At 40.7% G+C, this 25036-nt stretch carries 15 protein-coding genes; all 15 read left to right on the top strand.

Going from position 1 to position 25036, the window contains the following annotated elements:
- Window positions 1-66: 66 nt before the first annotated feature.
- The gene (hemW, locus tag PTI45_RS22600; protein WP_069329852.1) at window positions 67-1257 is read left to right on the top strand and encodes a radical SAM family heme chaperone HemW; all 1191 of its coding nucleotides are present in this window, start codon (window positions 67-69) and stop codon (window positions 1255-1257) included.
- A gap of 585 nt (window positions 1258-1842) precedes the next feature.
- Complete coding sequence (locus tag PTI45_RS22595; protein ID WP_069329851.1) at window positions 1843-2313, top strand: N-acetyltransferase; 471 nt, start codon at window positions 1843-1845, stop codon at window positions 2311-2313.
- 187 nt (window positions 2314-2500) lie between these two features.
- Window positions 2501-3532 (top strand): heat-inducible transcriptional repressor HrcA, encoded by a 1032-nt coding sequence (gene hrcA / locus PTI45_RS22590; protein ID WP_069329850.1) that lies wholly within the window; start codon window positions 2501-2503, stop codon window positions 3530-3532.
- A gap of 61 nt (window positions 3533-3593) precedes the next feature.
- Window positions 3594-4199, top strand: coding sequence for a nucleotide exchange factor GrpE (grpE, locus tag PTI45_RS22585; RefSeq protein WP_069329849.1), 606 nt, complete (start codon window positions 3594-3596; stop codon window positions 4197-4199).
- Window positions 4200-4292: 93 nt separating this feature from the next.
- Complete coding sequence (gene dnaK / locus PTI45_RS22580; protein WP_069329848.1) at window positions 4293-6137, top strand: molecular chaperone DnaK; 1845 nt, start codon at window positions 4293-4295, stop codon at window positions 6135-6137.
- Window positions 6138-6352: 215 nt separating this feature from the next.
- Window positions 6353-7474: a molecular chaperone DnaJ gene (gene dnaJ / locus PTI45_RS22575; RefSeq protein WP_069329847.1), complete on the top strand. Its 1122-nt coding sequence runs from the start codon at window positions 6353-6355 to the stop codon at window positions 7472-7474.
- Window positions 7475-7626: 152 nt separating this feature from the next.
- Entirely contained in the window at window positions 7627-8595 is a 969-nt protein-coding gene (prmA, locus tag PTI45_RS22570) for a 50S ribosomal protein L11 methyltransferase (protein ID WP_069329846.1), read from the top strand.
- 3 nt (window positions 8596-8598) lie between these two features.
- Window positions 8599-9282, top strand: coding sequence for a site-2 protease family protein (locus PTI45_RS22565; protein ID WP_069329845.1), 684 nt, complete (start codon window positions 8599-8601; stop codon window positions 9280-9282).
- A 149-nt stretch (window positions 9283-9431) separates the two neighbouring features.
- Entirely contained in the window at window positions 9432-10220 is a 789-nt protein-coding gene (locus PTI45_RS22560) for a 16S rRNA (uracil(1498)-N(3))-methyltransferase (protein ID WP_069329844.1), read from the top strand.
- Window positions 10221-10266: 46 nt separating this feature from the next.
- Window positions 10267-11637 (top strand): class I SAM-dependent rRNA methyltransferase, encoded by a 1371-nt coding sequence (locus PTI45_RS22555; RefSeq protein WP_069329843.1) that lies wholly within the window; start codon window positions 10267-10269, stop codon window positions 11635-11637.
- A gap of 269 nt (window positions 11638-11906) precedes the next feature.
- The gene (locus tag PTI45_RS22550; RefSeq protein ID WP_139129317.1) at window positions 11907-12311 is read left to right on the top strand and encodes a hypothetical protein; all 405 of its coding nucleotides are present in this window, start codon (window positions 11907-11909) and stop codon (window positions 12309-12311) included.
- A gap of 192 nt (window positions 12312-12503) precedes the next feature.
- Entirely contained in the window at window positions 12504-16055 is a 3552-nt protein-coding gene (gene addB, locus PTI45_RS22545) for a helicase-exonuclease AddAB subunit AddB (protein WP_069329841.1), read from the top strand.
- Window positions 16052-20221 (top strand): helicase-exonuclease AddAB subunit AddA, encoded by a 4170-nt coding sequence (addA, locus tag PTI45_RS22540; protein ID WP_083243691.1) that lies wholly within the window; start codon window positions 16052-16054, stop codon window positions 20219-20221. Before addB ends, addA begins: the two co-directional genes overlap by 4 nt.
- Before the next feature lie 181 nt (window positions 20222-20402).
- Window positions 20403-21578, top strand: coding sequence for an exonuclease SbcCD subunit D (locus tag PTI45_RS22535; RefSeq protein ID WP_069329840.1), 1176 nt, complete (start codon window positions 20403-20405; stop codon window positions 21576-21578).
- Window positions 21575-24988: an AAA family ATPase gene (locus PTI45_RS22530; RefSeq protein ID WP_069329839.1), complete on the top strand. Its 3414-nt coding sequence runs from the start codon at window positions 21575-21577 to the stop codon at window positions 24986-24988. Before PTI45_RS22535 ends, PTI45_RS22530 begins: the two co-directional genes overlap by 4 nt.
- Window positions 24989-25036 lie beyond the last annotated feature (48 nt).

The raw sequence follows: 25036 nt of genomic DNA, 5'->3' as shown, positions 1-25036 counted from the left end.
AAGGCTTTCCCTTTTGTCCTAGCACTTGGCAATACCAACTATCCACAAACGGGGAGGAAAAGAGTCATGAATAGTAATGTACAAAACGACGCGCCCCGTGCGATCTATATGCACATTCCTTTTTGCACCAATAAGTGTTTTTACTGCGACTTTAATTCTTATGTTCTTAAAGATCAGCCGGTAATGGATTATTTACGGGCGTTAGAACGTGAGATGGAATATACAGTACAACAGACTCCACCCGGAGTCATTGATACGATTTTCGTCGGCGGCGGAACACCAACTGTTCTCAAAAACGATGAAATGGAATACTTTTTACAATCGATCCGTAAGCATTTTCCAAATTGGTCAGAAAATATAGAATTTACGATGGAGGCCAATCCGGGTACAACGGATTTGGAAAAAATGGCAATCATGAAAGCAGGCGGCGTCAATCGAGTAAGTTTTGGCGTACAGGCTTTTCAAAATGAGCTGTTAACGGGTATCGGACGTATTCATAATATTGATGATGTGTATCGCAGTCTGGAAAATGCACGTAAAGTGGGGCTAAATAATCTATCGATTGATTTGATGTTTGGTTTGCCGAATCAGACACTTGAGATGCTGTCGTACAGTATTGATCGTGCGCTAGAATTGGATTTGCCTCATTATTCAATCTATAGCTTAAAAGTGGAAGAAAACACATTGTTCCATACCATGTTCCAAAAAAACCAACTTCCTTTGCCTGATGAAGATGATGAGTTAAATATGTATTTGCTTCTGATGGAGCGGATGAAAAAAGCCGGTTACGAGCAGTATGAAATCAGTAACTTTGCCAAACCGGGTTATAGTAGTCGGCATAATACCACGTACTGGCATAATGAAGATTATTACGGTCTTGGAGCAGGAGCACATGGTTATGTAGGAGGTAAACGTCATATGAATATTAAAGGCGTAAATCCTTACAATGAAGCGGCTATGAAAGGCTTACCACGATTAGAACATTTTGAAGTGGATCGTGAAGAAGCAATGGAAGACTTTATGATGGTGGGTCTGCGGTTATTACAAGGTGTCTCCAAAGAACGCTTTGTTCGTCAATTTAACGGAGCACAGCTAGATGATATTTTCCGCCCACAAATTGAGAAATTGTTACGTCTAGCATTGATAGAACCTACAGCAGAAGGGTATAAATTAAGCGAAAAAGGTCTGCTGTTTGGTAATGATGTGTTCGGTGAATTTGTAGGCAGTCTAGTACAAGAAGCAGAAACTGCAAAATAATATTCATTAAATTAAGAACCTGAAGAGAAATTCTTCAGGTTTTTTGTTTGTATTTTACATAAAAGTAGATCATAAAATCGAAAATAACATAAAAATTATGCAGTGACATGAATAATTAGTACTCATTTGGTTAAATGGTATATAACCTATTGCATTCATTTGAAGTCCGTTGTACAAGTATAGCGAAAGCAGAAGCAATGATATACAGAAAATACTTGTATATCTACGCTTTAATATAGAAAATATGAATATTATCTCGAAATAGGTAGAATATAAAGAATTCAGCTATAAAGAAAAATAGAGTGTTTGTCCGATAATATTTATATCTTTTTCTTCTGAAAATCTATTGAAATATCATTCATCTTAATGTATATTTATACGTATTCTCTTATAAGATTCAAATTTGTAGCATAATAGCTACAGTTTACAAACCAAATTCAAATAAACATTTCTATTTCAAATCAAAGCTATTTTAAAAATAAATGAATGAAAATCTAAACTAAAAAATGAACGGTTATACGGATGATAAGAAAATCGCTAAATGATACCGATTGATCCGCATTACCTCATGAGGAGGAAAGCTATATGCCTGCCGTAGTTACTTGTAGAGCAGCAGTACTTGAAGATGTAGAGCCACTGTATCAGATGATTGCAGGTTATGCCGAGCAAGGGATTATGCTTCCCCGTTCTCGTGAGGCATTGCAACGTCAATTGAGACATTTTGTTGTCGCTGAAATCGATAATGAATTAGTCGGTTGTGGATCGCTTTGTCAATTAGGCAAAGATTTGGTTGAGATTCGTTCGTTGGGTATTTCAGATGGACATAAAGGTCAAGGAATAGGTTCAAAGTTAGTCGATACTCTGCTTGAACATGCAGCAGCTAGAAAACTACCTAAAGTGATGGCATTAACGTATGAAGTTTCTTTTTTCAAAAAGAATGGATTTGAAGTCGTAGATACCAGCATTTTCCCTGAAAAGGTATGGACGGATTGTGTGCATTGTCCCAAACAACATTGTTGCGATGAAATTGCTGTGTTGAAAGTTATTGCCGTATAATCAAAAAAAGTAAGCATATTCATCAAATATATATTAAAAATCAGCCAAACTAACTTGACAATAATCGAGTCAGTTTGGTATTTTTGTATTAGTCGTTAGCACTCATGTTGATTGAGTGCTAACGATGATAGAGCAGAATGAACTTGGATTGATATCAAACTGGATATGTTTAGAAGGAGGGAACTACATGTTAACCGAGCGTCAAAAGATGATTCTAAATGCGATAGTGGATGATTATATTCGTTCGGCAGAGCCTGTCGGGTCCCGTAGTATATCCAAGCGTGGCGATGTGCAATACAGCCCCGCTACGATTCGGAATGAAATGGCGGATCTAGAAGAGTTAGGTTTTCTAGAACAGCCGCATACTTCAGCTGGACGTATTCCTTCTCATAAAGGATATCGTTATTATGTGGATCATCTGACTCCTTTTCAACCGGTAGGCGCTTCAGATGTTAAAGAACTCAAACAATTTTTTACAGAGAAATTAACAGCAGCAGAGCAGGTTATACAACATGCTGCGATGGTTTTGTCCCATATGACAAACTATACTTCGATTCTATTAGGGCCTGAAGTGTTTAATACATCATTACGTCATTTTCAGTTAATCTCACTGGATGACCAGACGGCACTTGCGATTATAGTTACGAATACCGGACAAGTTGAAAATCGTAAAATCAGTATTCCAGAAGGTGTAGCTGTTTCCGATTTGGAACAAGTCGTCAATTTACTAAATAGCAAATTGATTGGTGTGCCTCTGTATAAACTAAAATCACGTATCTTTTCCGAAATTGGTGAAGAGATGCAGCGCCATATGAATCATTATGAAGAAGTAATGAGCACACTGAATGCTGCATTTGATCAAGATCAAGAACAGAAGATTTTCTTGAGCGGTGCAACCAATATGCTGATCCAACCGGAATTCAAAGATATGGATAAAGTGAAAAGTATTCTTGATTTGTTAGAAGAAACACCGACACTTTCCAAAATAATTACAGAAGCTTCGGCACCAAATGGTATTCAAGTACGTATAGGTACAGAGAATCGACATGAAGCGTTTGAAAATTGTAGTCTGATTACAGCTACGTATGAAGTGAATGGCGAATCGTTAGGAACGATTGGTATACTGGGACCTACACGAATGGAATATGCCAAAGTAATCGGTATTTTAAATGTGTTATCTCGTGATATGACTAAAATTTTGAATCACTGGTATCGTTAGTAGATACTATTTCAATATAAATAATGATCTGTATTTAAGTATTTTAAGGAGGTGAACAATCTTGAATAAAGAGCAATCCTTTCAAGAAAATAATCAATCGGAGCAAGAAATCCCGGTTAATCATACAGAAACTGAAGCGGTAGAGAGCGAAGTACCTGCTCCTGAGGCAACAGAAGGTTCTACAACATCCGATACGGGTTCTGATGAAATGGTATCCAAAGCTGAATTAGAACGTGTACAGGCGCAACTAGACGAGCAGACACAACGTGTTCTACGTGCTCAAGCGGATTTTGATAACTTCCGTCGTCGTACACAGAAAGAAAAAGAAAACTTGGCGAAATATGCTTCCGAGCAATTGATTACCGAGTTGATTCCGGTTGTTGATAACTTTGGACGCGCAATGGCAACTAAGCCAGAAAGCCCTGAGTTGGAATCATTTAACAAAGGTATTGATATGATCTTCCGTCAATTAGACGAAGTGCTTAAAGGAGCAGGCTTGACACAAATGGACGCTGTAGGGCAACCATTCAACCCTGAACTTCACCAAGCGGTAATGCAAGTTGAGTCTGACGAGCATGAAGAAGGTATCGTTGTTGAAGAATTACAAAAAGGTTATGTACTGAAAGATAAAGTACTTCGCCCGGCAATGGTTAAAGTAAGTAGCTAATACAAACTTTTAATTGGCTATATCCTTTTTATACATTGATAATTACCAACATTTTAAAAATATATTAAATAGATGCTAGGAGGAAGTTTTACGATGAGTAAAGTAATTGGTATTGACTTAGGTACAACAAATTCATGTGTAGCAGTAATGGAAGGCGGCGAAGCTGTCGTTATCCCAAATCCAGAGGGTGCACGTACAACTCCTTCTGTTGTAGGTTTCAAAAAAGACGGTGAGCGTATTGTTGGTGAAACAGCAAAACGTCAATCCATCACTAACCCTGACCGTACCATCAGCTCTATCAAACGTCATATGGGTACAGATCACAAAGAATCGATTGATGAGAAAAGCTACAGCCCACAAGAAATTTCAGCAATGATTTTGCAAAAATTAAAATCAGATGCAGAAGCATACTTGGGTCAAACAGTAACTCAAGCCGTTATCACTGTTCCTGCTTACTTTAACGATAGTCAACGTCAAGCTACTAAAGATGCTGGTAAAATTGCTGGTCTTGAAGTACTTCGTATTGTCAACGAGCCTACAGCAGCAGCTTTAGCTTACGGTTTGGAAAAATCAGAAGATCAAACGATCCTTGTTTATGACCTTGGTGGCGGTACGTTTGACGTATCGATCCTTGAACTAGGCGACGGATTCTTTGAAGTAAAAGCAACCAGTGGTGACAATCACCTTGGTGGTGATGACTTTGACCAAGTGGTTATCGACTATTTGGTAAGTGAATTCAAAAAAGATCAAGGCTTGGACTTGAGCAAAGATAAAGCAGCAGTACAACGTCTAAAAGATGCAGCTGAAAAAGCGAAAAAAGAATTGTCTGGTGTATTAACAACAACCATTTCTCTTCCGTTTATCACTGTTGTAGATGGCGTACCTCAGCATTTAGAAGTAAACTTAACTCGTGCTAAATTCGAAGAATTAGCTGCTCCATTGGTTGAGCGTACACTTGGACCTACTCGTCAAGCGATCAAAGACTCTGGTCTAAGCGCTAGCGAAATCGATAAAATTGTATTGGTTGGTGGATCTACACGTATTCCAGCTGTACAAGAAGCAATCAAAAAATTAACAGGTAAAGATCCTCATAAAGGCGTTAACCCGGATGAAGTTGTAGCATTGGGTGCTGCTGTACAAGCAGGTGTCTTGACTGGTGACGTTAAAGACGTTGTCTTGTTGGATGTAACTCCATTGTCTCTTGGTATTGAGACAGCAGGTGGCGTATTTACTAAAATGATCGAGCGTAATACAACGATCCCTACAAGTAAATCACAAGTATATTCCACATATGCTGATAACCAAACAAGCGTAGAAATCCATGTCCTTCAAGGTGAACGCGAAATGGCAGCAGGTAACAAAACATTGGGCCGTTTCATGTTGGGTGATATTCCTGTTGCTCCTCGTGGCGTACCGCAAATCGAAGTTACTTTCGATATCGATGCGAATGGTATTGTTAACGTATCTGCTACAGATAAAGGCACAGGTAAGAGCCAAAAAATCACGATCACTTCTTCTAGCGGTTTGAGCGATGATGAAGTTGAACGCATGATGAAAGATGCTGAACTTCATGCTGACGAAGACCGTCAACGTAAAGAATTGGTTGAAGTTAAAAACAGTGGTGACCAATTGATCTACTCTGTTGAAAAAACAATCAAAGATCTTGGCGAAAAAGCAGATGCGGCTGAAGTTGAAAAAGCAAATGCAGCGAAAGAAACATTGAAAACTGCTTTGGAAGGCGACGATGTAGAAGCAATCAAATCTGCTACAGAAGCGCTAAGCGAAGTGGCTCAAGCTCTTGCTGTTAAATTGTATGAGCAAGCTGCACAAGAAGGTCAAGCAGCTGAAGGTGCTGAAGGCACAACAACTCAAAAAGATAACGTTGTTGACGCTGAGTACGAAGTGGTTGACGAAGACGAGAAAAAAGACAAAGAGTAATCAGCACTTGGCATTATAAGTGCAACAAAGTGTAATAAGAGAAAGATTTTTGCAAAGCAAAATATCTATACCACAGCACGGAATAAATAACATTTATGAAGTGGGAAGGTCAAAGCCGGGGCATCCCGTGCTTTGACTTTCGTTTGTTTATAAGGATACACTTGAATACTGTGTGAGATTGATACGATTATATGACAAGGAGTCGAGGTGGAACGATGGCAGATAAGCGCGATTATTATGAAGTACTGGGTATAGGCAAAAGTGCTTCCGATGATGAAATTAAAAAAGCATATCGTGGGCTAGCCCGTAAATATCATCCAGACGTAAACAAAGAAGCAGATGCAGAAACGAAGTTTAAAGAAGTTAAAGAAGCTTATGATGTATTAAGCGATTCTTCTAAACGTTCTCAATATGATCAATTTGGTCATGTCGATCCGAACCAAGGTATGGGCGGAGGCGGATTCTCAGCAGGTGGCGGAGGATTCGGCGATATCTTCGATATGTTCTTTGGTGGCGGTGGAAGACAGCGTGATCCGAACGCTCCACAACGTGGTAATGACCTACAATATACGATGACCATTGAATTTAAAGAAGCTGTATTCGGTAAAGAAACAGATATTACAATTAACCGTAGTGAAAATTGTGATACATGTAATGGAACAGGTGCCAAAAAAGGGACTCAGCCTAAAACATGTTCTGTATGTCATGGTAGTGGTCAAGAAGAAGTGGTACAAAATACACCATTCGGTCGTATGGTCAACCGTCGCAGTTGTTCTAACTGTGGAGGTACAGGTACAATCATTGAAGAGAAATGTAATACTTGTAGCGGTACAGGTCGTGTACAAAAACAACGCAAAATCAATGTTCGCATTCCAGCGGGTATAGATGATGGCGCACAAATGCGAGTTAACGGTGAAGGCGAAGGTGGTTCACGTGGAGGTCCTCCAGGTGATCTATATATCGTATTCCGCGTTAAACCGCATGATTTCTTCGAACGTGAAGATGATGATATTTACTGTGAAATTCCGATTACATTTGCTCAAGCTGCTTTGGGTGATGAGATCGAAGTTCCTACATTGAATGAAAAAGTGAAAATCAAAGTCCCTGCGGGTACGCAAACAGGAACGTATTTCCGTCTTAAAGGAAAAGGTGTTCCTCGTCTACGTGGTGTAGGTCAAGGGGATCAACATATCAAGGTAGTTGTGGTTACACCAAGCAATCTAAGCGAAGAGCAAAAAGATTTACTTCGTCAATTTGGAGCGCTTAATGGTGAGCATACTCATGAAAATGAGCAATCTTTCTTTGATCGTGTAAAACGTGCTTTCCGCGGTGATTAAGTGCTAACATGTCTAAATAGAAAGCCCGGTTCTTTATGAGCCGGGCTTTTCATTCAGGCATTTACAAGGTATGAAAGAGAATTTTGAATTGTTCAGTCCAGATGTAGTACAATAAATCGTACGTATGTTTCACTATTAGGAGGAAATGAATAATGTTATGGCATGAATTAACTATACATACAACAGAGCAAGCAGTAGAAATGATTTCCAACTTTCTGCATGAAGCTGGAGCTGGTGGTGTAGCGATTGAAGAATCAGGCACACTCAATAAGCCACGCGATACTTCATATGGACAATGGTATGAACTTCCGCTTAACGATATTCCAGAAGGATTAGCAGTGGTGCAAGGTTATTTTGCAGAAGAAACGGATATGAATACATTGATGGAAGAAGTGCGTGTACGTATTGCACAACTTCATGAATTTGATATTGAAGTCGGTACAGCAGAGATGTCTTTCAAAACAGTAGACGAAGAAGATTGGGCAAATGCATGGAAACAGTATTTCAAGCCTATTCGTGTGTCTGAGCGTCTAACGATTAAGCCAACATGGGAAGATTATACTCCTGAAAGTGATATCGAAAAGATTATTGAATTAGATCCAGGTATGGCTTTTGGTACAGGGACTCATCCTACAACATCACTTTGCTTACGTACACTTGAGACTGTTATCAAAGGCGGAGAAGAAGTTATTGATGTCGGTACAGGATCAGGTATTCTGGCAATTGGAGCGATCAAATTAGGAGCAAAAAGCGTGCTTGCCCTTGATCTTGATCCAGTAGCTGTATCCAGCGCCAAAGAAAATACCCATTTGAATGGATTAGAGCAAGAAATCACTGTATTTGAAAGTGATCTGTTATCTGTGCTCAAAGCAGATGCAACAACCAAGCTGAATGTAACGTTACCTGTGCAAGTGGTAGTGGCTAATATTTTAGCTGAAATTATTTTGTTATTTATTGAAGATGTGTATGAAGCACTAACACCAGATGGTGTATATATCGCATCAGGTATTTATAAAAATAAAGAAGATGTCGTTCGTGAAGCTTTAGAAGCTGCCGGATTTATTATTGAAGGCGCACATCGGGATGAAGATTGGATTGCCTTTGTTGCGAGAAAGAGGTAAGTAATGGATTTTTTGAACAACTTATTATTTGTACGGTTAGATGTACTACCTTTTTACGTATTGGCATTAGTGATCGGATTTACAGTACATGAATTTTCGCATGCTTATTTTGCCAATAAGTTCGGCGATCCAACTGCTCGCTTGTTAGGACGGGTTAGTCTTAATCCTGCGGTGCATATTGATCTGTTAGGTATTATTTTGTTATTGATTGCTGGTTTTGGTTGGGCGAAGCCTGTACCTGTCACCCGTGAAAATTTCAAAAATCCACGTCTGATGGGGATTATTGTCTCTGCGGCAGGGCCAATCAGTAATTTATTACTAGCTTTAATCACAGTCATCATTTATTATGCTTTAAATTATTTTGGTATTGTAGGTTCTTTTGCCAATACTCGGATTGATGAAGCAATCTTTATGTTTGTACAGTATATGGCATTGATGAACTGTTTCTTATTTGTATTTAACTTAATTCCTTTGCCTCCTTTAGATGGTTACCGTATTTTAAGTGATTGGCTACCAAGACGTGCTAGTGCTAAGTTACAACGTGTAGAACAATGGGCAATGTTGATCTTTTTACTGGTTGTCTTTTTACCGCCACTACGTGCAGTTACTATTTCACCGTTGTATACATTTGCTCAAGACTTAGCGTCTAGCTTTTATACATTCGCTGGTGTGATTTTCGGAGGATAGATCAAGACAGTTACACAAGTATACATTCGTTAATATAAGGGACAGAAGCAGGTGAACGATACATTACACCTAGCCCTGTCCCTTTAAAAGTTGTATGATATTAACTTGAGTTAGCACGTTATCAAATGCACATAGAAAGTGGATGAAGTATGCAGCGATATTTTGTACCCGCAGACCAGTTTGACGAACAAGAAGTGCGTATTACTGGTGAAGATGCGCGTCATATTAGTCGAGTGATGCGATCCCGTGTAGGCGATCAAGTGATTGCTTGTAACGGTCAATCTCTAGATGTATTGGTTGAAATTACAGAACTTGCCGAAGGCGTAGTTACTGCGTCGATCGTAGAAACATTAGAACAGCATGGAGAGCCTAATCTATTTGTGACGATTGCTCAGAGTTTGCCCAAAGCAGACAAAATGGAAAGTGTGATTCAGAAATGTACAGAGATCGGAGCATCTTCTTTTCTACCCTTTTTGTCTGAACGTACAGTTGTTCAATATGATGAACGTAAAGAAGTGAAACGGATTCAGCGTTGGAGCAAAATAGCTAAAGAAGCAGCAGAACAAAGTCATCGTAGTCGTGTTCCACTGGTCGAATCACCTGTATCGTGGAAACAATTATTGAAGCAATTTGCAGATTACGATTTGATCTGTTTTTGTTATGAGAAAGAGAACGGGCATCAACTTCGTGATGTGGTTCAACCTTTTGCACAATCGTTAACAGCAGATCATGATCATGCTTCTCATCAAGTGACTCGTGTCATGATTGTTGTCGGACCTGAGGGTGGATTCAGCGAGCAAGAAGTAGCAGCAGCCGAAGCAAGTGGTGCAGTAGCTACAGGTCTAGGAAGACGTATCTTACGTACAGAGACCGCTGCGATGACAGCACTGGCTTGTATCATGTATGAAACAGGCGAAATGAGCGCTAACAACGTATAAAGAGCTTAAACAATAAACAGGTATATGAAGAAGGAGTGGAATACTATTGGCAAGTGTTATATTGCAACCCAAGCGTAAAAAAAGATTAGAACAAGCTCACCCATGGGTTTTTCAAAATGAGATTGCTTCGGTTGAAGGAGATCCTATTCCCGGGCAATTAGTGAGTGTGTTGACGCATCAGAAGCGCTTTTTGGCAACTGGATATTATAATCCAGCTTCTCAGATCACAGTGCGGGTAGTATCATATCAACCTTTAGAAGAAATGGATACTGCTTTTTTTGTAGAGCGATTCACTCGTTGTCTCAAGCATCGTCATCGTTTTTTACCTACAGAAAATGCGTATCGTCTAGTCTACGGTGAAGCAGACTTTTTACCTGGATTGATCGTAGATCGCTTTGGAGAAGTATTGGTTGTCCAGTTATTGACGTTAGGTATGGATGCTTGTCGTCAATCGATTATTGATGCATTGGTACAAGTTATGCAGCCATTAGGTATCTATGAGCGTAGCGATGTATCTGTACGCAAATTAGAAGGGCTAGAAGAAGTCACCGGTGTGTTATATGGAGAATGTCCTCGACATGTAACGGTTACAGAAAATGGTCTATTGATTGAAGTGGATATTGTAGAAGGTCAAAAAACAGGTTATTTCTTCGATCAGCGTGAAAATCGTGCTTCGATTGCTCCACTGATGTTAGGTTGGGGAGATCGTAGTGGAATTGAACTGACTGAAGTTGAAGTAGATGGGCATATGACGCATAAGCCTATGAATCGTAATGGCAAAATTGTCGATTTCCCTTATTGGGATGGAGCTAATGTGTTAGAGTGCTTTTCACATACAGGAAGCTTTACGCTACATGCTTGTCATTATGGAGCCAAAAAAGTAACTTGCCTTGATATCTCAGCACACGCAATCGAAAGTGCCAAAGAAAATGTACGTTTAAATGGATTTGAAGATCGTGTTGAATTTGTAGTGGATGATGCTTTTGATTATTTGCGCCGTAATGCTAAAGGATTAGATGAGCGTCAATTACGTAGTAGCACAGATAGCAAACAAGATACGTCCAAACCGATGACTGCTTCTGGTGGACGTTCATGGGATGTTGTTATTTTGGACCCGCCTGCTTTTGCCAAAACGAAAAGTGCTGTAGCTGGTGCTGTTCGTGGATATAAAGATATCAATTTACACGGAATGAAGCTTGTGAATGAAGGCGGTTATCTAGTCACTGCTAGTTGTTCGTATCATATGCGTCCTGATCTATTTTTGGAGACGATTCAAGATGCAGCTAAAGATGCGGGTAAAGTATTACGTCTCATTGAATGGCGTGCAGCAGGTAAAGATCACCCGCAAATTTTGGGCGTGGACGAAGGACATTATTTGAAATTCGCTATCTTTGAAGTACGTAGTAAAACGTTTTAAATCGTAATTTTAATAGAGTGTTTATAAAATTGCTAGATGACTTGAATAATCTATTCGTGATTCTGGAATGTTAAAGCTACCTCTTACATGTTAGCTGTTGATCTAGGGTCTCTGTAGTACAATAAACAGTAGACTGTATATGCTTTGAAATATATAATTAATCATTTATTTTAATTACAACATCCACATTCACAAAAATCATGTATAAATATAAAATCGATCATGAAAGAGGAATTGCATTGTCAGAGCAAAAAAGTGAAATTGAAGCGGTGATCACGCCACTCGGTTATCTGTATGGACGTGATGCGATCTATGTGGATAAGCTTTACTATGGGCTGGGTCGCAGAATGACGTTAGCAGGTGAGTTTAATGGTGCGCTAGCAAGTAAAAGCGAGTCAGACGATTTTGTCATGTACACGCTTCGCTTTGAAGGGGTGTTCTACTTTAATATGGTAGAACTCGATTTGTATAGTGATCAGCTACCGCCAGGGCAATCGGACATTAAGTCGAACTGGTTGGAATATCGTCAGTCTCCACTTTTGGAACGAGCGCAGCAGAACCAAGAGCTAAAGGAACTGCGTCATTTTATACTGTTTACGTATGATGATGTGTTTGAAATTGCCTGTCAGCGTTATGAGTTAGAACTACATCCGAACAAGAGCAACGCCGAATAGTCATTGTCAGATGGCTATTCTTTTTTTATAATAAAATAGAACACATATTCGCTACTTATCGGGTTAGCAGTTTCCAGGTGCGGCGTTCTACAAAAAGGAGTTTTTGCGACGTCAACATCGATTGCACCGCTCTAATAGAACAATTTTTATGCATCGTGAAGACTATACTATAATAAATAAGGGTGAACTCATATGCTATTGCATTTTTTATTAGGTCGCTCTGGAAGTGGCAAAACGACCACAATTACTAAGCGAATTATTGATCAAATTACACAACAACCTGATGGACCGCCTATATTGCTACTGGTTCCTGAACAGGGTTCTTTTCAAGCCCAATATGCACTTGTTCGTTCTCATCAATCCAAAGGAAATGTACGTGTACAAACGTATGGTTTTCGCCGTCTAGCGAATTGGGTGCTACAAGATGTAGGTGGAAGTGCCAAAACACCGATTGGTGAAGAAGGTAAAAAAATGCTTCTTTATCGACTTATTCAGCGACATCAATCGCAATTACGGATGTTTGGTACGTCTAGTGATCAGTTCGGGTTTATCGGTAAATTAAGCGAATTATATAATGAATTTAAGCGTCACACAATTACGTTAGAGCAATTAACTGAATATAGTGAACGATTATCAACATCAGCTCGTTCTCCTTTGTTAATCGATAAATTACATGATCTACAACGAATTTATCAAGATTTTGAAGAGAATTTGCAAGGATTATATGTAGATGGAGAAAATACACTAACTGATCTTGCTTTAGCGATTCCAGAATCACAGGTTCTTCATAATATTGATATTTGGATCGATGGATTTCATAGCTTTACCCCACAAGAATATGGTGTGATTGCAGCATTATTGCAAAAAGCCAATTCAGTGACGATTGCTTTAACATTAGATCGTCCTTATGATGGTGAACCCCCTCATGAATTGGAGCTTTTTCACCAGACAGCTACTATCTATATCAAATTAAAGCAGTATGCTAACGCTATTGATGAGTCTTTTACGATAGATGTTGAGAATCTTTCAGAGAATCCTACGGATATTCCAGTTCGGTTTCAATCTAGTCCGCAGTTAGCTCATTTAGAAAATGCGTATCGTTCTTCTCATCGCTGGCAACAAGCTCCGTATGTGAAGCAGGTAAATGAACGTCAAGATATTCATACGTATGCTGCTCCTGATCGTCGTTCAGAAGTGGAGAGTGCGCTTCGCGAAATGATTCGTTTGGCTCGTGAAGAAGGTGCACGCTGGCAAGAGATGGGCGTTTTTGTACGTCAATTAGCAGATTATGAACATATTATTGCACCACTACTACAAGACTATGAAATTCCCTATTTTCTCGATCAGAAACGTAGCATTTTACAACATCCTTTAGCAGAATTTATACGTTCAGCACTGGATATTGTGCAATATTTTTGGCGGTATGAAGATGTATTCCGCTGTATCAAGACAGGGCTATTACTTCCAGATGATGGACGTGTCACTACAGAAGATATTGATCGTTTGGAAAATGTGGTGTTGGCTTCTGGGATTCATGGATCACGTTGGACAGATGGACATCCGTGGAAAGGTATTCCTAGCCTTTCACTCGAAGCGGGGGATGAAGTTAAAGAAATTAGCGAACGTGAATTAGCTGAAGGACAACGCATGCAACAAGCACGTCAGTTAGTAGTGGAACCATTGTACCGATTTGAAAAACGAATCAAAAAAGCAAAACATGCCAAAGAAATGTGTATCGCTCTGTATCAGCTACTGGAAGATTGTCAGATTGCGATGCATTTGGAACATATGAGTACAACAGCCACGGCGCAAGGCAATCCATTACGTGCGCGTGAACATATACAGATCTATGGAGAAATTATCGATTTACTGGATCAGATGGTGGATATTATGGCAGAAGATGCTATAGATCTGGGAACTTTTGCAGGCTTACTGGAAACAGGATTAAGCGGCATCCGCCTAGGGATTGTGCCTCCAGCTATTGATCAGGTATTGATCGGTTCTATGGATCGTACTCGTCCGATGGATATCAAATATGCATTCGTTTTGGGCATGAATGAAGGGATTGTGCCTTCACTATTTCCAGACAGTGGTATTTTGAGTGAACCAGAACGAACCAATATGTTGGAAGGTGGCTTAGAGCTGTCTCCAGGGAATAAGCGTCTTTTGTTAAATGAGCAATTTTTGATCTATCATGCGTTAACGGTAGCCAGTTCCAAATTATGGCTTAGTTATGCGTTAACAGATGATGAAGATAAAGGACTTTTGCCTTCTGAAGTGATTACGAATGTGCATAAATTATTTCCTTTTTTACAAGAACAAGTTGCTACTACTCCATTATCTGCTCAATCTAATGATATAGAATCTTTGCGATATGTGACTACACCAACTACAACGTTACCGCATGTAATAGCACAGTTACGGGAATGGAGTCGTGGAACAACGATTGCAGATTCATGGTGGCATGTATTGAATTGGTATACAGCACGTGAAGCATGGCGACCGCAGATCAGTATGTTAGTTCAATCTTTATTTTATAGAAATACAGGCGAATTATTAGAAACGGAAACCAGTCGGCATTTATACGGGCAGACGTTACGTACCAGTGTATCAGGCATGGAGCAGTTTGTTTCTTGTCCTTTCGCTCACTTTGCTTCCCGTGGATTACGATTGCGAGAACGCCAAGAGTATCGGTTGAAAGCACCTGATATTGGGCAGTTATTCCATGCTTCCTTAACCGACCTTGCCACTACACTGAAAGAGCAAGGGCGGGCATGGGGAGAATTGACTCGTGAAGAGTGTGTAGAGATCGCTTATGAAGCTGTAGATAAGCATATCCCACGTCTGCAAGGACAGATTCTTTCCAGTTCCAAACGATACAATTATATTTCACGTAAATTGCGTGAGATTGTGAGTCGTGCTTCGATTATGTTGGGAGAGCAAGCACGCCGTGGAGATTTTGAGCCACTTTATTTAGAGCTGGCATTTGGACCGAATGGACAATGGCCACCGCTTCGTTTTACCCTTGAAAATGGATGTACGATGGAGATTGTAGGACGAATTGATCGGGTGGATGTTGCTGAAGGTGATGATACATTATTGCTACGGATTATCGATTACAAATCCAGTCAAACCGATCTCAAATTGCATGAAGTCTATTACGGACTTGCTTTGCAAATGCTGACGTATCTGGATGTATTGCTAACTCATGCAGAACAACAATTAGGTCAATCGGCACAACCAGCAGGTGCTCTTTATTTCCATGTGCATAATCCGATGCTACAAGCAGGGAACGGGCTAAGTATGCAACAATCCGAACAAGAAATGCTCAAGCGTTTCAAAATGAAAGGATTACTTCTTGCAGACCGTGATGTGATTGGCAAAATGGATACAGAACTGGATAAAGGATATTCTGCGATTCTTCCTGTAGCTGTCAAAGCAGATGGAGGATTTTACAGCAGTTCAGCAGTAGCCACAGGAGAGCAGTGGCAAGAATTGCTTCGTAATGTGCGTCAGACGGCTCAAGAAATTGGGACGCAGATCACAGATGGTACAACACAGATTACACCTTATCGTATAGAACAAGAAAAAGCATGTGATTACTGTGATTACAAATCGGTCTGCCAATTCGATGAAACGTTAAAAGATAATCAATATAAATTACTACAAAAACCGGGCAAAAACGAGACATGGGAACTTTTACAAAACCGTCATGACTACCAGAAAGGAGATTCACCTTCATGATCCATAACAATGATAACGACAATAATGAATCACTAGATCATTTATTCGCAGACCATGATCAACCATTGCCTGTTAGAAATGAAATGCCTAAGCCCGAACAGAGTACATGGACCGATGATCAGTGGAAAGCGATCTCTCTGGACGGTGGCAATATGCTGGTTGCAGCAGCGGCAGGTTCGGGTAAAACAGCTGTTCTTGTGGAGCGTATTATTCGTCAAGTAACCGACCCTATTCATCCAATGGATGTGGATCGGATGTTAGTGGCTACCTTTACCAAAGCAGCCGCAACTGAAATGAGACAACGTATACGTGCTGCTCTGGACAAAGAAGTATTGCGTCGCCCGGAAGATGATCATTTGCGTCAACAATTGGCTTTGTTAAGCCAAGCATCGATCACGACGCTACATTCTTTTTGTTTAGAAATTATTCAACGTTATTATTCGATGATTCCGTTAGATCCGGGATTTCGGATAGCGACTGCTAATGAATGTGATATTTTGCGGGAAGAATTGTTAACTGAACTATTTGAAGAAAAGTATACTGAAGAAGAAGAGCGTGATAATAAGCAATTTTACCGCTTAATGAACTGGTTCGGTGGAGAGCGAAGTGATGATGCCGCTTTGGTTTTGGTAGAGCGCCTTTATCATTTTGCACGTAGTCATCCATGGCCTGAATACTGGTTAGAGCGAACAGCGGCTGAATTCGATGTAACCGAGGGGTCTTCATTGCAAAATACGTCATGGGTACAGAATATTATGACTGATATTGCTTTGACATTAGAAGGTATTCAAGCGGTGCTACATCAAGCGATAGATACAGCATTATTACCGGGTGGACCTGTAGCTTATGCAGATAGTCTACGAGATGATCTGGAAGTGATTCATACTCTTCAATCTGCAATGACTGTTCAGCCGTGGGAGCAATTGTATACCGTTTTCCAAAGCGCGGCTTTCGGTAAATTAAAAGCAGTACGCAAAGAGGGAATCGATCCTCAATTACAAGAAACCGTTAAACAATTGCGTGAAAATGCGAAAAAATCGTTAGCTGAGATCAAAAATTTATTTTTCGGTAGAACTCCTGATGAGTTTGCTCAAGAATTACGTGAAACATTTCCATTGATGAAAGAATTAACAGAATTAGTGATTCGTTTTAGTCAAAAGTATCAACAGGAGAAACAGCGTAAAGGATGGGTCGATTTTGCCGATCTAGAACATTACGCTCTTCATATATTACGTCATGCCGATTCTACACCTGAGCATGTGATTCCTTCACAAGTTGCTTTGGAATATCGTGAACGATTTGATCAAGTGATGCTCGATGAATATCAAGATACTAACTCTGTACAGGAAGAATTAGTACAGCTCATTTCACGAGATACGGTAGGGAATCGCTTTATGGTTGGTGATGTGAAGCAAAGTATTTATCGTTTTCGTCTGGCAGAACCGGGGCTGTTTTTAGATAAATATGAGAAGTATCAAGACGATTGGGAAGGAGAAGGACGACGAATCGATCTTTCTCGTAACTTCCGTAGCCGTCATCAAGTTGTCGATGCTGTTAATATGATTTTTAGACAGATTATGAATAAAACAGTAGCAGAAATCGAATACGATGAGCGAGCAGAATTAGTAGCCGGTGCAACTTATCCACCGGGTGACGAAACTGCCTATGCACCAGAATGCTGGATTATTGATCGTGCAGGAAGTGGAGCAAGTTCTGACTACAACAATGCAGATGACAGTAATGATAGTGAGGGATATGGCAATAGCGAAGTCTCGGAAATGGAATCTGCTCGCTTAGAAGCACAAGCGATTGCTGTACGAGTACGTGAAATGGTAGAGCCTGATGGCATACCATTGATGATTTATGATAAATCGGTCGATGGGTTACGTCCGGCTGAATATCGCGATATGGTTATTTTGCTACGATCAACCGCAGCATGGGCACCACTCATATTAGAGGAATTGCAACGTGAAGGTATCCCTGCATATAGCGAATTGAATCAAGGATTTTTTGAAGCAGTGGAAGTAAAGATTATTCTATCTTTGTTAGCTGTAATTGATAATCCCCAACAAGATATCCCACTGGCTTCTGTACTGCGTTCACCGATTGTTGGTTTGAATGAAGATCAATTGGCGACCATTCGTTTATTTGGCAAAGACACTTCGTATTATCAAGCTATGATGTTAGCGGCTGAACATATGCAAGAACAACCGGAAGAATGGAGTTACAAGTTACTTCATTTTCTTAAGCAATTGAATCAGTGGCGACTAGCAGCACGAGAAGGTGAGCTAGGTGATCTGATCTGGCGTATTTACCGGGATACAGGTTATCTCGACTGGTTAGCTGGTTTACCGGGAGGATTACAACGTCAACATCATTTACGAATACTATATGATCGTGCTCGCCGATTTGAAGTGTCTACATCTTCACGAGGACTATTTCGGTTTATGCGTTTTATTCGCCGTCTGCAAGATACAGATGGTGATCTAGGAGCTACAGCTTCGGTCGATGGTCAAGAAAATGCGATTCGAATTATGACTATTCATAAAAGTAAAGGTCTAGAGTTTCCAGTTGTGTTTCTAGCAGGTATGTCCAAAATGTTCAATATGCAAGATTTAAATACTTCTTTTTTGATGCATAAAGAATTAGGATTCGGCCCTAAATTTGTAGATGAAGATACACGTGTGAGTTATCCTACATTACCGAATTTGGCGATTCGTCGTCGTACAGCGACAGAGTTATTAGCAGAAGAAATGCGTGTCCTCTATGTAGCATTAACTCGTCCTCGGGACAAACTGATTATGATCGGAACAGTCAAAGATATCGACAAAAAAATCTCGGCATGGAGTCAAGTTCAGAACTCTGATCATTTGCAACTGCCTGATTATGTATTAGCCAAAAGTCGGACGTATCTTGATTGGGTAGGTCCAGCATTAATGCGTCATCGTGCGGCTTCTGTATTCCGTGAGCGTAACGAAATTGCGGCAGGGCCTTATTCAGCTTGCTTGGCAGATGATCCAACACCGTGGAGTATTACCATTCTGGATAGTCGTCAATTACAATCGAAAACAGAAGATACCGAGCAATCGATAACAGCTTTGCGCGAACATGATCCCAAGTGGATTGCTTTGCAACAGATTGCAGATGGGGAACAGGTACAGCCTGTGACTGATTTTGAAAATAATCATGATCTCGCTGTTGAAGATATTGATACGTCTGTGAACGCGAAAGAAGTCGAACAAAGACTGTCATGGCAGTACCCATATGAATTATCGACTCATATTGCTGCCAAAACAACGATTAGTGAAATCAAGCGACAATTGGTTTCAGAAGAATCTCCAGCTGTAGACGGTATCCATGAATCTCTGGATCAACGGGTTATGATTGGACGTTATACTGATCAGCATCAAGATCAATCCATAACAGATGTGCCACAAGTCAAAGGGGCTAATCCATTTTTGATGAGCACTATTTTACAGCGGGCAGGTATACTGCTGGAAAATCAGACAGAGGATCAGACCTCTTCAGCTGAGCCTGTATCGAATAGATTGCAAACAGATGTATCTTCTCAGCAATCAGCTACTTTGTCTGGTGCTATCGATCACCAAGCAGATGGAAGTACACTCAAATTGCAACGTCCTAAATTTATGGAACAACGTGGTCTAAGCGGAGCAGAACGTGGAACCGCATATCATACTGTCATGCAGCGAGTGCCTTTAGATCAGGGATATGTAGATGTCAAGATAGTTGAACAGACCAAAGCAGATCTGGTTCAGCGCCAAATTCTACGTCAGGATCAAGCGGATAGCGTACATGCGAATGAGATCGTTGCTTTTTTCGCAACACCGCTCGGTCAACAAATGTTGCAAGCTACAGAGATCAGACGAGAATTAGCCTTTAGTTATGGTATTCCGATCAATGATGCCGGTGATAAGATATTGTCACAGGGAATAGTCGATTGCATTTTCCAGATTGATAATCGATGGATCATTGTCGATTACAAAACCGATCGTGTAGTAGATACCCATGGAGGGATAGAAGTGCTGAAAGATCGTTATCGTATTCAACTTCAGCTGTATGCGCAAGCGATTCAAGATTCTTTGCATTGGAAAGTCGATCAATTATGGTTGTATTTCTTCGACATTAACGAAGCGATAGAAATCTAAACAGGATTAACATACTAAATAACCTAACTCTTTTTCATTCATCAATCTGAAATGGTAAACCAAAAAAGGTGGTTTGTTGTCCATAAGACTAATGGCATTTTGAAGCTAGTCTATGAGATGACAAACTTCCTTTGATTCGATATACACCCCAATTCTAGCATCACTTAAAAAGGAGAAAGCTATGCGTATTTTACATACAGCTGACTGGCATTTTGGTCGAACATTAGAAGGCAGAAGTCGTCTCGATGAACAAATCGCTTTTGTCGATGAATTGGTTCAGATTGCAGATGATCAACAAGCCGATCTTATTCTGATGGCAGGCGATGTCTATGATTCTGTGAATCCACCTGCTGTAGCAGAACAATTATTTTATGAAGCCGCCGCTAGATTAACAGCTAATGGTCGTCCACTGGCTGTTATCGCAGGGAATCATGATCAACCTGATCGTATTGCGTCAGCGACACCATTGGTTCAAGGGCGAGGTATTTATTTATTAGGTACACCTGCTGCACAGGCTTTAACTATTTCTGTACCTCGTACTTCAGAGACAGCTATAGTGGCAGCATTACCTTATCCATCCGAAGCTAGACTGAATGAATTATTAACCGAGGAACATGATGAAGATTTAATACGTCGTGCCTATAGTGAACGTGTAGGCATGTTAATGCGACAATTAGCGACTGACTTCCGTTCGGATACGATCAATCTAGCTATGAGCCATATCTATGCTCTTGGAGGAGTCGAATCGGATTCAGAGCGCCCTATTCAAGTAGGTGGTGCGTATACAGTTGATCCTTCTGCATTATATACAGGAGCTCAATATACAGCGCTAGGTCATCTACACCGTGCTCAAGCAGTCAAAGGAGAAGGAATGATTCGGTATAGTGGTTCTCCGCTAGCTTATAGTTTTTCTGAAGCAGGGCAAGCCAAATCTGTCACGATGCTCGATGTTGTACCCGGTGGTATTCCACAGATAGAAGAAATCTTTTTAACTTGTGGTCGTCCTTTAGTGCGCTGGAAAGCGAAAGGCGGTCTGACTGAAGTCCATCAATGGTTAGAGGAAGGCAGAGATCGCAATGCTTTTATCGATCTGGAAATTTCATTGTTAGAAGCTTTGTCGATGTCTGATATTCAATCGATTCGCAAAGCTTATAGTGGCATTGTCAATATTCGTCCTGTATATCCAGAAACAGAAGCACAGCAATCTTTTGCAGAACGTGCTCAATTGCCTGTCCATGAATTGTTCCGTACGTTTTATGCACGCCAGACAGGTGGAGCCGTGCCCGAAGATCGATTAGTTGAGCTGTTTTTGGAACTGATCGATGAAGAAGAAACCGGGGAGGAACAATCATCATGAAGCCAATCACACTCAAATTATCCGGTTTACAAAGTTATCGTGAACAACAAGAAATCGATTTTGAAGCATTGTGTGAAACAGGGCTATTTGGTATTTTTGGACCTACAGGGAGTGGGAAATCAACTGTTCTTGATGCTATTACACTTGCTTTGTATGGCAAGGTGGAACGAGCTTACAACGGTACACAGGGGATCATGAATCATTCGGAAGATTCGTTATTTGTATCGTTCTCTTTTGAATTGTTATCTGCTGAAGGGGCGCAACGGTATCGAGTCGAACGTCGGTTTAAACGTACGGGCGATCATACAGTAAGTAATGCGATGAGCCGTTTTATCGAAATGCGTGCAGATGGCGATGTTGTGGTTGCTGATAAATTAGCAGAAGTCACACGTTGTGTAGAAGATTATATCGGGCTGAAAATGGATGATTTTACACGCGCAGTCGTATTACCACAAGGTAAATTTGCTGAATTTTTATCTCTTAAAGGTAGTGACCGTAGACAGATGTTGCAACGTCTTTTCCATCTGGAACGATACGGTGACCGCTTAATGCAGAAGCTTAGCCAGCGTGTGAAAGAAACAGACAACGTACTAGGCAAACTGTACGCCGAACAGACAGGTCTGGGCGAAGCCTCAGCAGAAGCGCTACAAACAGCAATAGAGCGCTTAGAAAAAGCGATTCAAGAAGCGGAACAACGTCGTCAAGAACTGGTTGATATTACTGCTCGTACCGAACAATGGAGCAAGATTAGAGAATATCAACGAGAACAAGCTGAGTTACAGCAACGTCTAACTCAATTACAACAACACGAAGCTGAGGTTGCCCACAAAGAACAGCAGATTGAACAAGCGTTATCTGCGCAGAACTTATTACCATTATTAGATACATGGCGTACTCATGAAGCCAAAGCCATACAAGAACAACAACGTGTAACTACATTACAGCAAGATTTACAACAAGCAGAGATTGCAGTAGCGACAGCTGTAGAGCGTGAACAAAAAGCCAAACAACAATTAACCGAGCAAGAACCGCAATTAATGACACGGATCGAACAACTACAACAAGCACTACAATTGCAAAAGGAATGTGTAGCATTAGAACAAGATCAACAGCAGATTCATCAGCAATTGGAAAATATACAAAAACAATGGGAAGAAGCATCTCATCAAGTACAACGTGAACAGATGCTTTTGGATAAGGCAAGACAGCGTCAAGAAGAACTGAATAAGCAACTCAAAGCTTGTGAAGTTCGCAGTCAGGATCGGCGTGAATTACAAGAAGCCCAGCAACAATTGTCTGCTCTGAATACAGCTAGAACCCGTCTACAAGAACAACAAACCGAATATGATGGTTATACTCGGTCAGCACAACAGGCGAATCAAGTATGGCAACAATTAATTGAGCAAGAAGCCACTCGATCTGAGCAAGAACAGCAATTACAACAACATGTTTTTGCGTTGTATCAAGAGCATCAACAACTTGAACATGTACTACAGCAAGCACACCAATCTGCTGAACAACTGGAAGAACAGTATGCACAACAATCCAGAGAAGCAGAATCGAATCGTCTGGCAAGTCTGTTAGCAGTAGAACTACAAGAAGGTCAACCTTGTGCAGTATGTGGATCTACTCATCATCCTCAACCTGCTCATGACATCGAACATAAAGGACTAACGGATCATCAATCGGTAGCGGATACAACAACTAAGCAGACTCAAGCGCTCAAACAAATGAAACAAAATCTTCAAGTTGTACAGCAACATGTTCGTGGTCGTCAAATAGAGCTAGACAGTCATATGCAAGAATGGGATTGGCAGATAAAAGATTCAGCTTCATTACCTGCTTCTTCTGATCAAGCGGCTCCTTTATCGGAGCAAGAACTGCAAGCACAATGGTTAGATGTACAAGCTCATAATCAGAATTTAGAGCAACAGACTAGAGAATTACAACAACAATTAAGACAATGGCGTCAAAATGAACGAGAATGGTCAGGGCGTAAAGTTACAGCTCAATCTGAGCAACAATCATCTGCTCGCCTGACAGAACAATCCAATACTCGTCTCCAAGCCGCTACACAGACGTTAGAGCAACTTTTACAACAGTGGCAACAGACTTTACCACATCTAACGGAACAGTCGGCATGTGAGCGATTTGAAGCTCTAGCACACATGGATGAACAAGCAGAGAAGATCCGTGAAGGATTGGATAAAAGTGTTCCGTATATCGAAGAGCGTGAACAAGCCATCAAGCACGGTACAGAACAGATCAATACATTGGATAAGCAACGTATTCAAGATCAGACCCGTCAAGAAGGGAATCAACGACTTTTACAAGAAAAGAAAAATCGTCTTACACAGTGGATCGGCGATCAATCTGCGGAGCAGTTACTTACCGAGACACAACAGCAACAACAACAATTACGACAGCAAGCAGAGCAGACCGCAGACTTGTGGCGTAAGGCGCTACAACATCAGCAGACAGCAACACATCAAGTTGAATTGGCTGTGCAATCAGCACAATCGTTACAACAACAGGTCGATCAGCATGCAGAGAAGTGGCAACAAGCATTACAAGTCTCTCCTTTTGATAATGAACAAAGTGTCAGTCAATCACGGATGGCAGAAGATCAGATTCAGTTGTATCGTCATCAGATTCAACAGCATCGTGATCAACAACATGAATTATCTGTTCATTTGCGAGAAGTACAGAACAAGTTAAACGGACAGAGTCTGAGTGAAGAAGAATGGGCACAGATACAACAGCAATATACAGAAGCTCGTCAAGCAGATGAGATGGCATTAGAACAACGAGCCAAAGCCACTCGTGATCGTGAAGACCTTCAAGAGCGTCATGTACGCTGGCGTGAGCTAGAAGACAAACGAGTCACTTTAGCGCAAGAGGCTAAGCATTTATCCAAATTACAAGCCAGTATGCGTGGTAATGCTTTTGTCGAATATATTGCAGAAGAACAATTAATGCAGGTCAGTCTAGCCGCTTCTGAGCGATTACGCTTTTTGACCAAACAACGTTATTCATTGGAAGTTGATTCTGGTGGAGGATTTGTAATCTGTGATAATGGCAATGGGGGGATTCGTCGCCCGGTATCTTCTTTGTCTGGTGGAGAAACGTTTTTAACTTCGTTATCATTAGCCTTAGCTTTATCGGCTCAGATTCAGTTGCGCGGTCAGTATCCACTTCAGTTCTTTTTCCTGGATGAAGGATTTGGTACGCTTGATCCCGAACTTTTGGATACAGTGGTGACTTCACTGGAGAAGCTTCATAACGATCAACTATCGGTGGGTATTATTAGCCATGTTCCTGAATTACGGATGCGATTGCCTCGTAAATTAGTGATTGTACCTGCGGAGCAAGCAGGAAGTGGCTCCAAAGTAGTCCTTGAACGCATGTAGATTTGAATGTATGCCCATAGGAAACAAAATACACAAAAAGAATTGAAG

Origin of the sequence: Paenibacillus nuruki (assembly GCF_001721045.1) — a bacterium.
Lineage (GTDB): Bacteria > Bacillota > Bacilli > Paenibacillales > Paenibacillaceae > Saccharibacillus > Saccharibacillus nuruki.
Note: the sequence above shows the minus strand (reverse complement) of the source record. Positions and strands in the feature narration are given on the sequence as shown.

Excerpts from the sequence above, each read along its gene's own strand:
- hemW (WP_069329852.1), top strand. The coding sequence starts at position 67 with ATGAATAGTAATGTACAAAACGACGCGCCCCGTGCGATCTATATGCAC.
- PTI45_RS22595 (WP_069329851.1), top strand. The coding sequence starts at position 1,843 with ATGCCTGCCGTAGTTACTTGTAGAGCAGCAGTACTTGAAGATGTAGAG.
- hrcA (WP_069329850.1), top strand. The coding sequence starts at position 2,501 with ATGTTAACCGAGCGTCAAAAGATGATTCTAAATGCGATAGTGGATGAT.
- dnaK (WP_069329848.1), top strand. The coding sequence starts at position 4,293 with ATGAGTAAAGTAATTGGTATTGACTTAGGTACAACAAATTCATGTGTA.
- dnaJ (WP_069329847.1), top strand. The coding sequence starts at position 6,353 with ATGGCAGATAAGCGCGATTATTATGAAGTACTGGGTATAGGCAAAAGT.
- prmA (WP_069329846.1), top strand. The coding sequence starts at position 7,627 with ATGTTATGGCATGAATTAACTATACATACAACAGAGCAAGCAGTAGAA.
- PTI45_RS22565 (WP_069329845.1), top strand. The coding sequence starts at position 8,599 with ATGGATTTTTTGAACAACTTATTATTTGTACGGTTAGATGTACTACCT.
- PTI45_RS22560 (WP_069329844.1), top strand. The coding sequence starts at position 9,432 with ATGCAGCGATATTTTGTACCCGCAGACCAGTTTGACGAACAAGAAGTG.
- addB (WP_069329841.1), top strand. The coding sequence starts at position 12,504 with ATGCTATTGCATTTTTTATTAGGTCGCTCTGGAAGTGGCAAAACGACC.
- addA (WP_083243691.1), top strand. The coding sequence starts at position 16,052 with ATGATCCATAACAATGATAACGACAATAATGAATCACTAGATCATTTA.
- PTI45_RS22535 (WP_069329840.1), top strand. The coding sequence starts at position 20,403 with ATGCGTATTTTACATACAGCTGACTGGCATTTTGGTCGAACATTAGAA.
- PTI45_RS22530 (WP_069329839.1), top strand. The coding sequence starts at position 21,575 with ATGAAGCCAATCACACTCAAATTATCCGGTTTACAAAGTTATCGTGAA.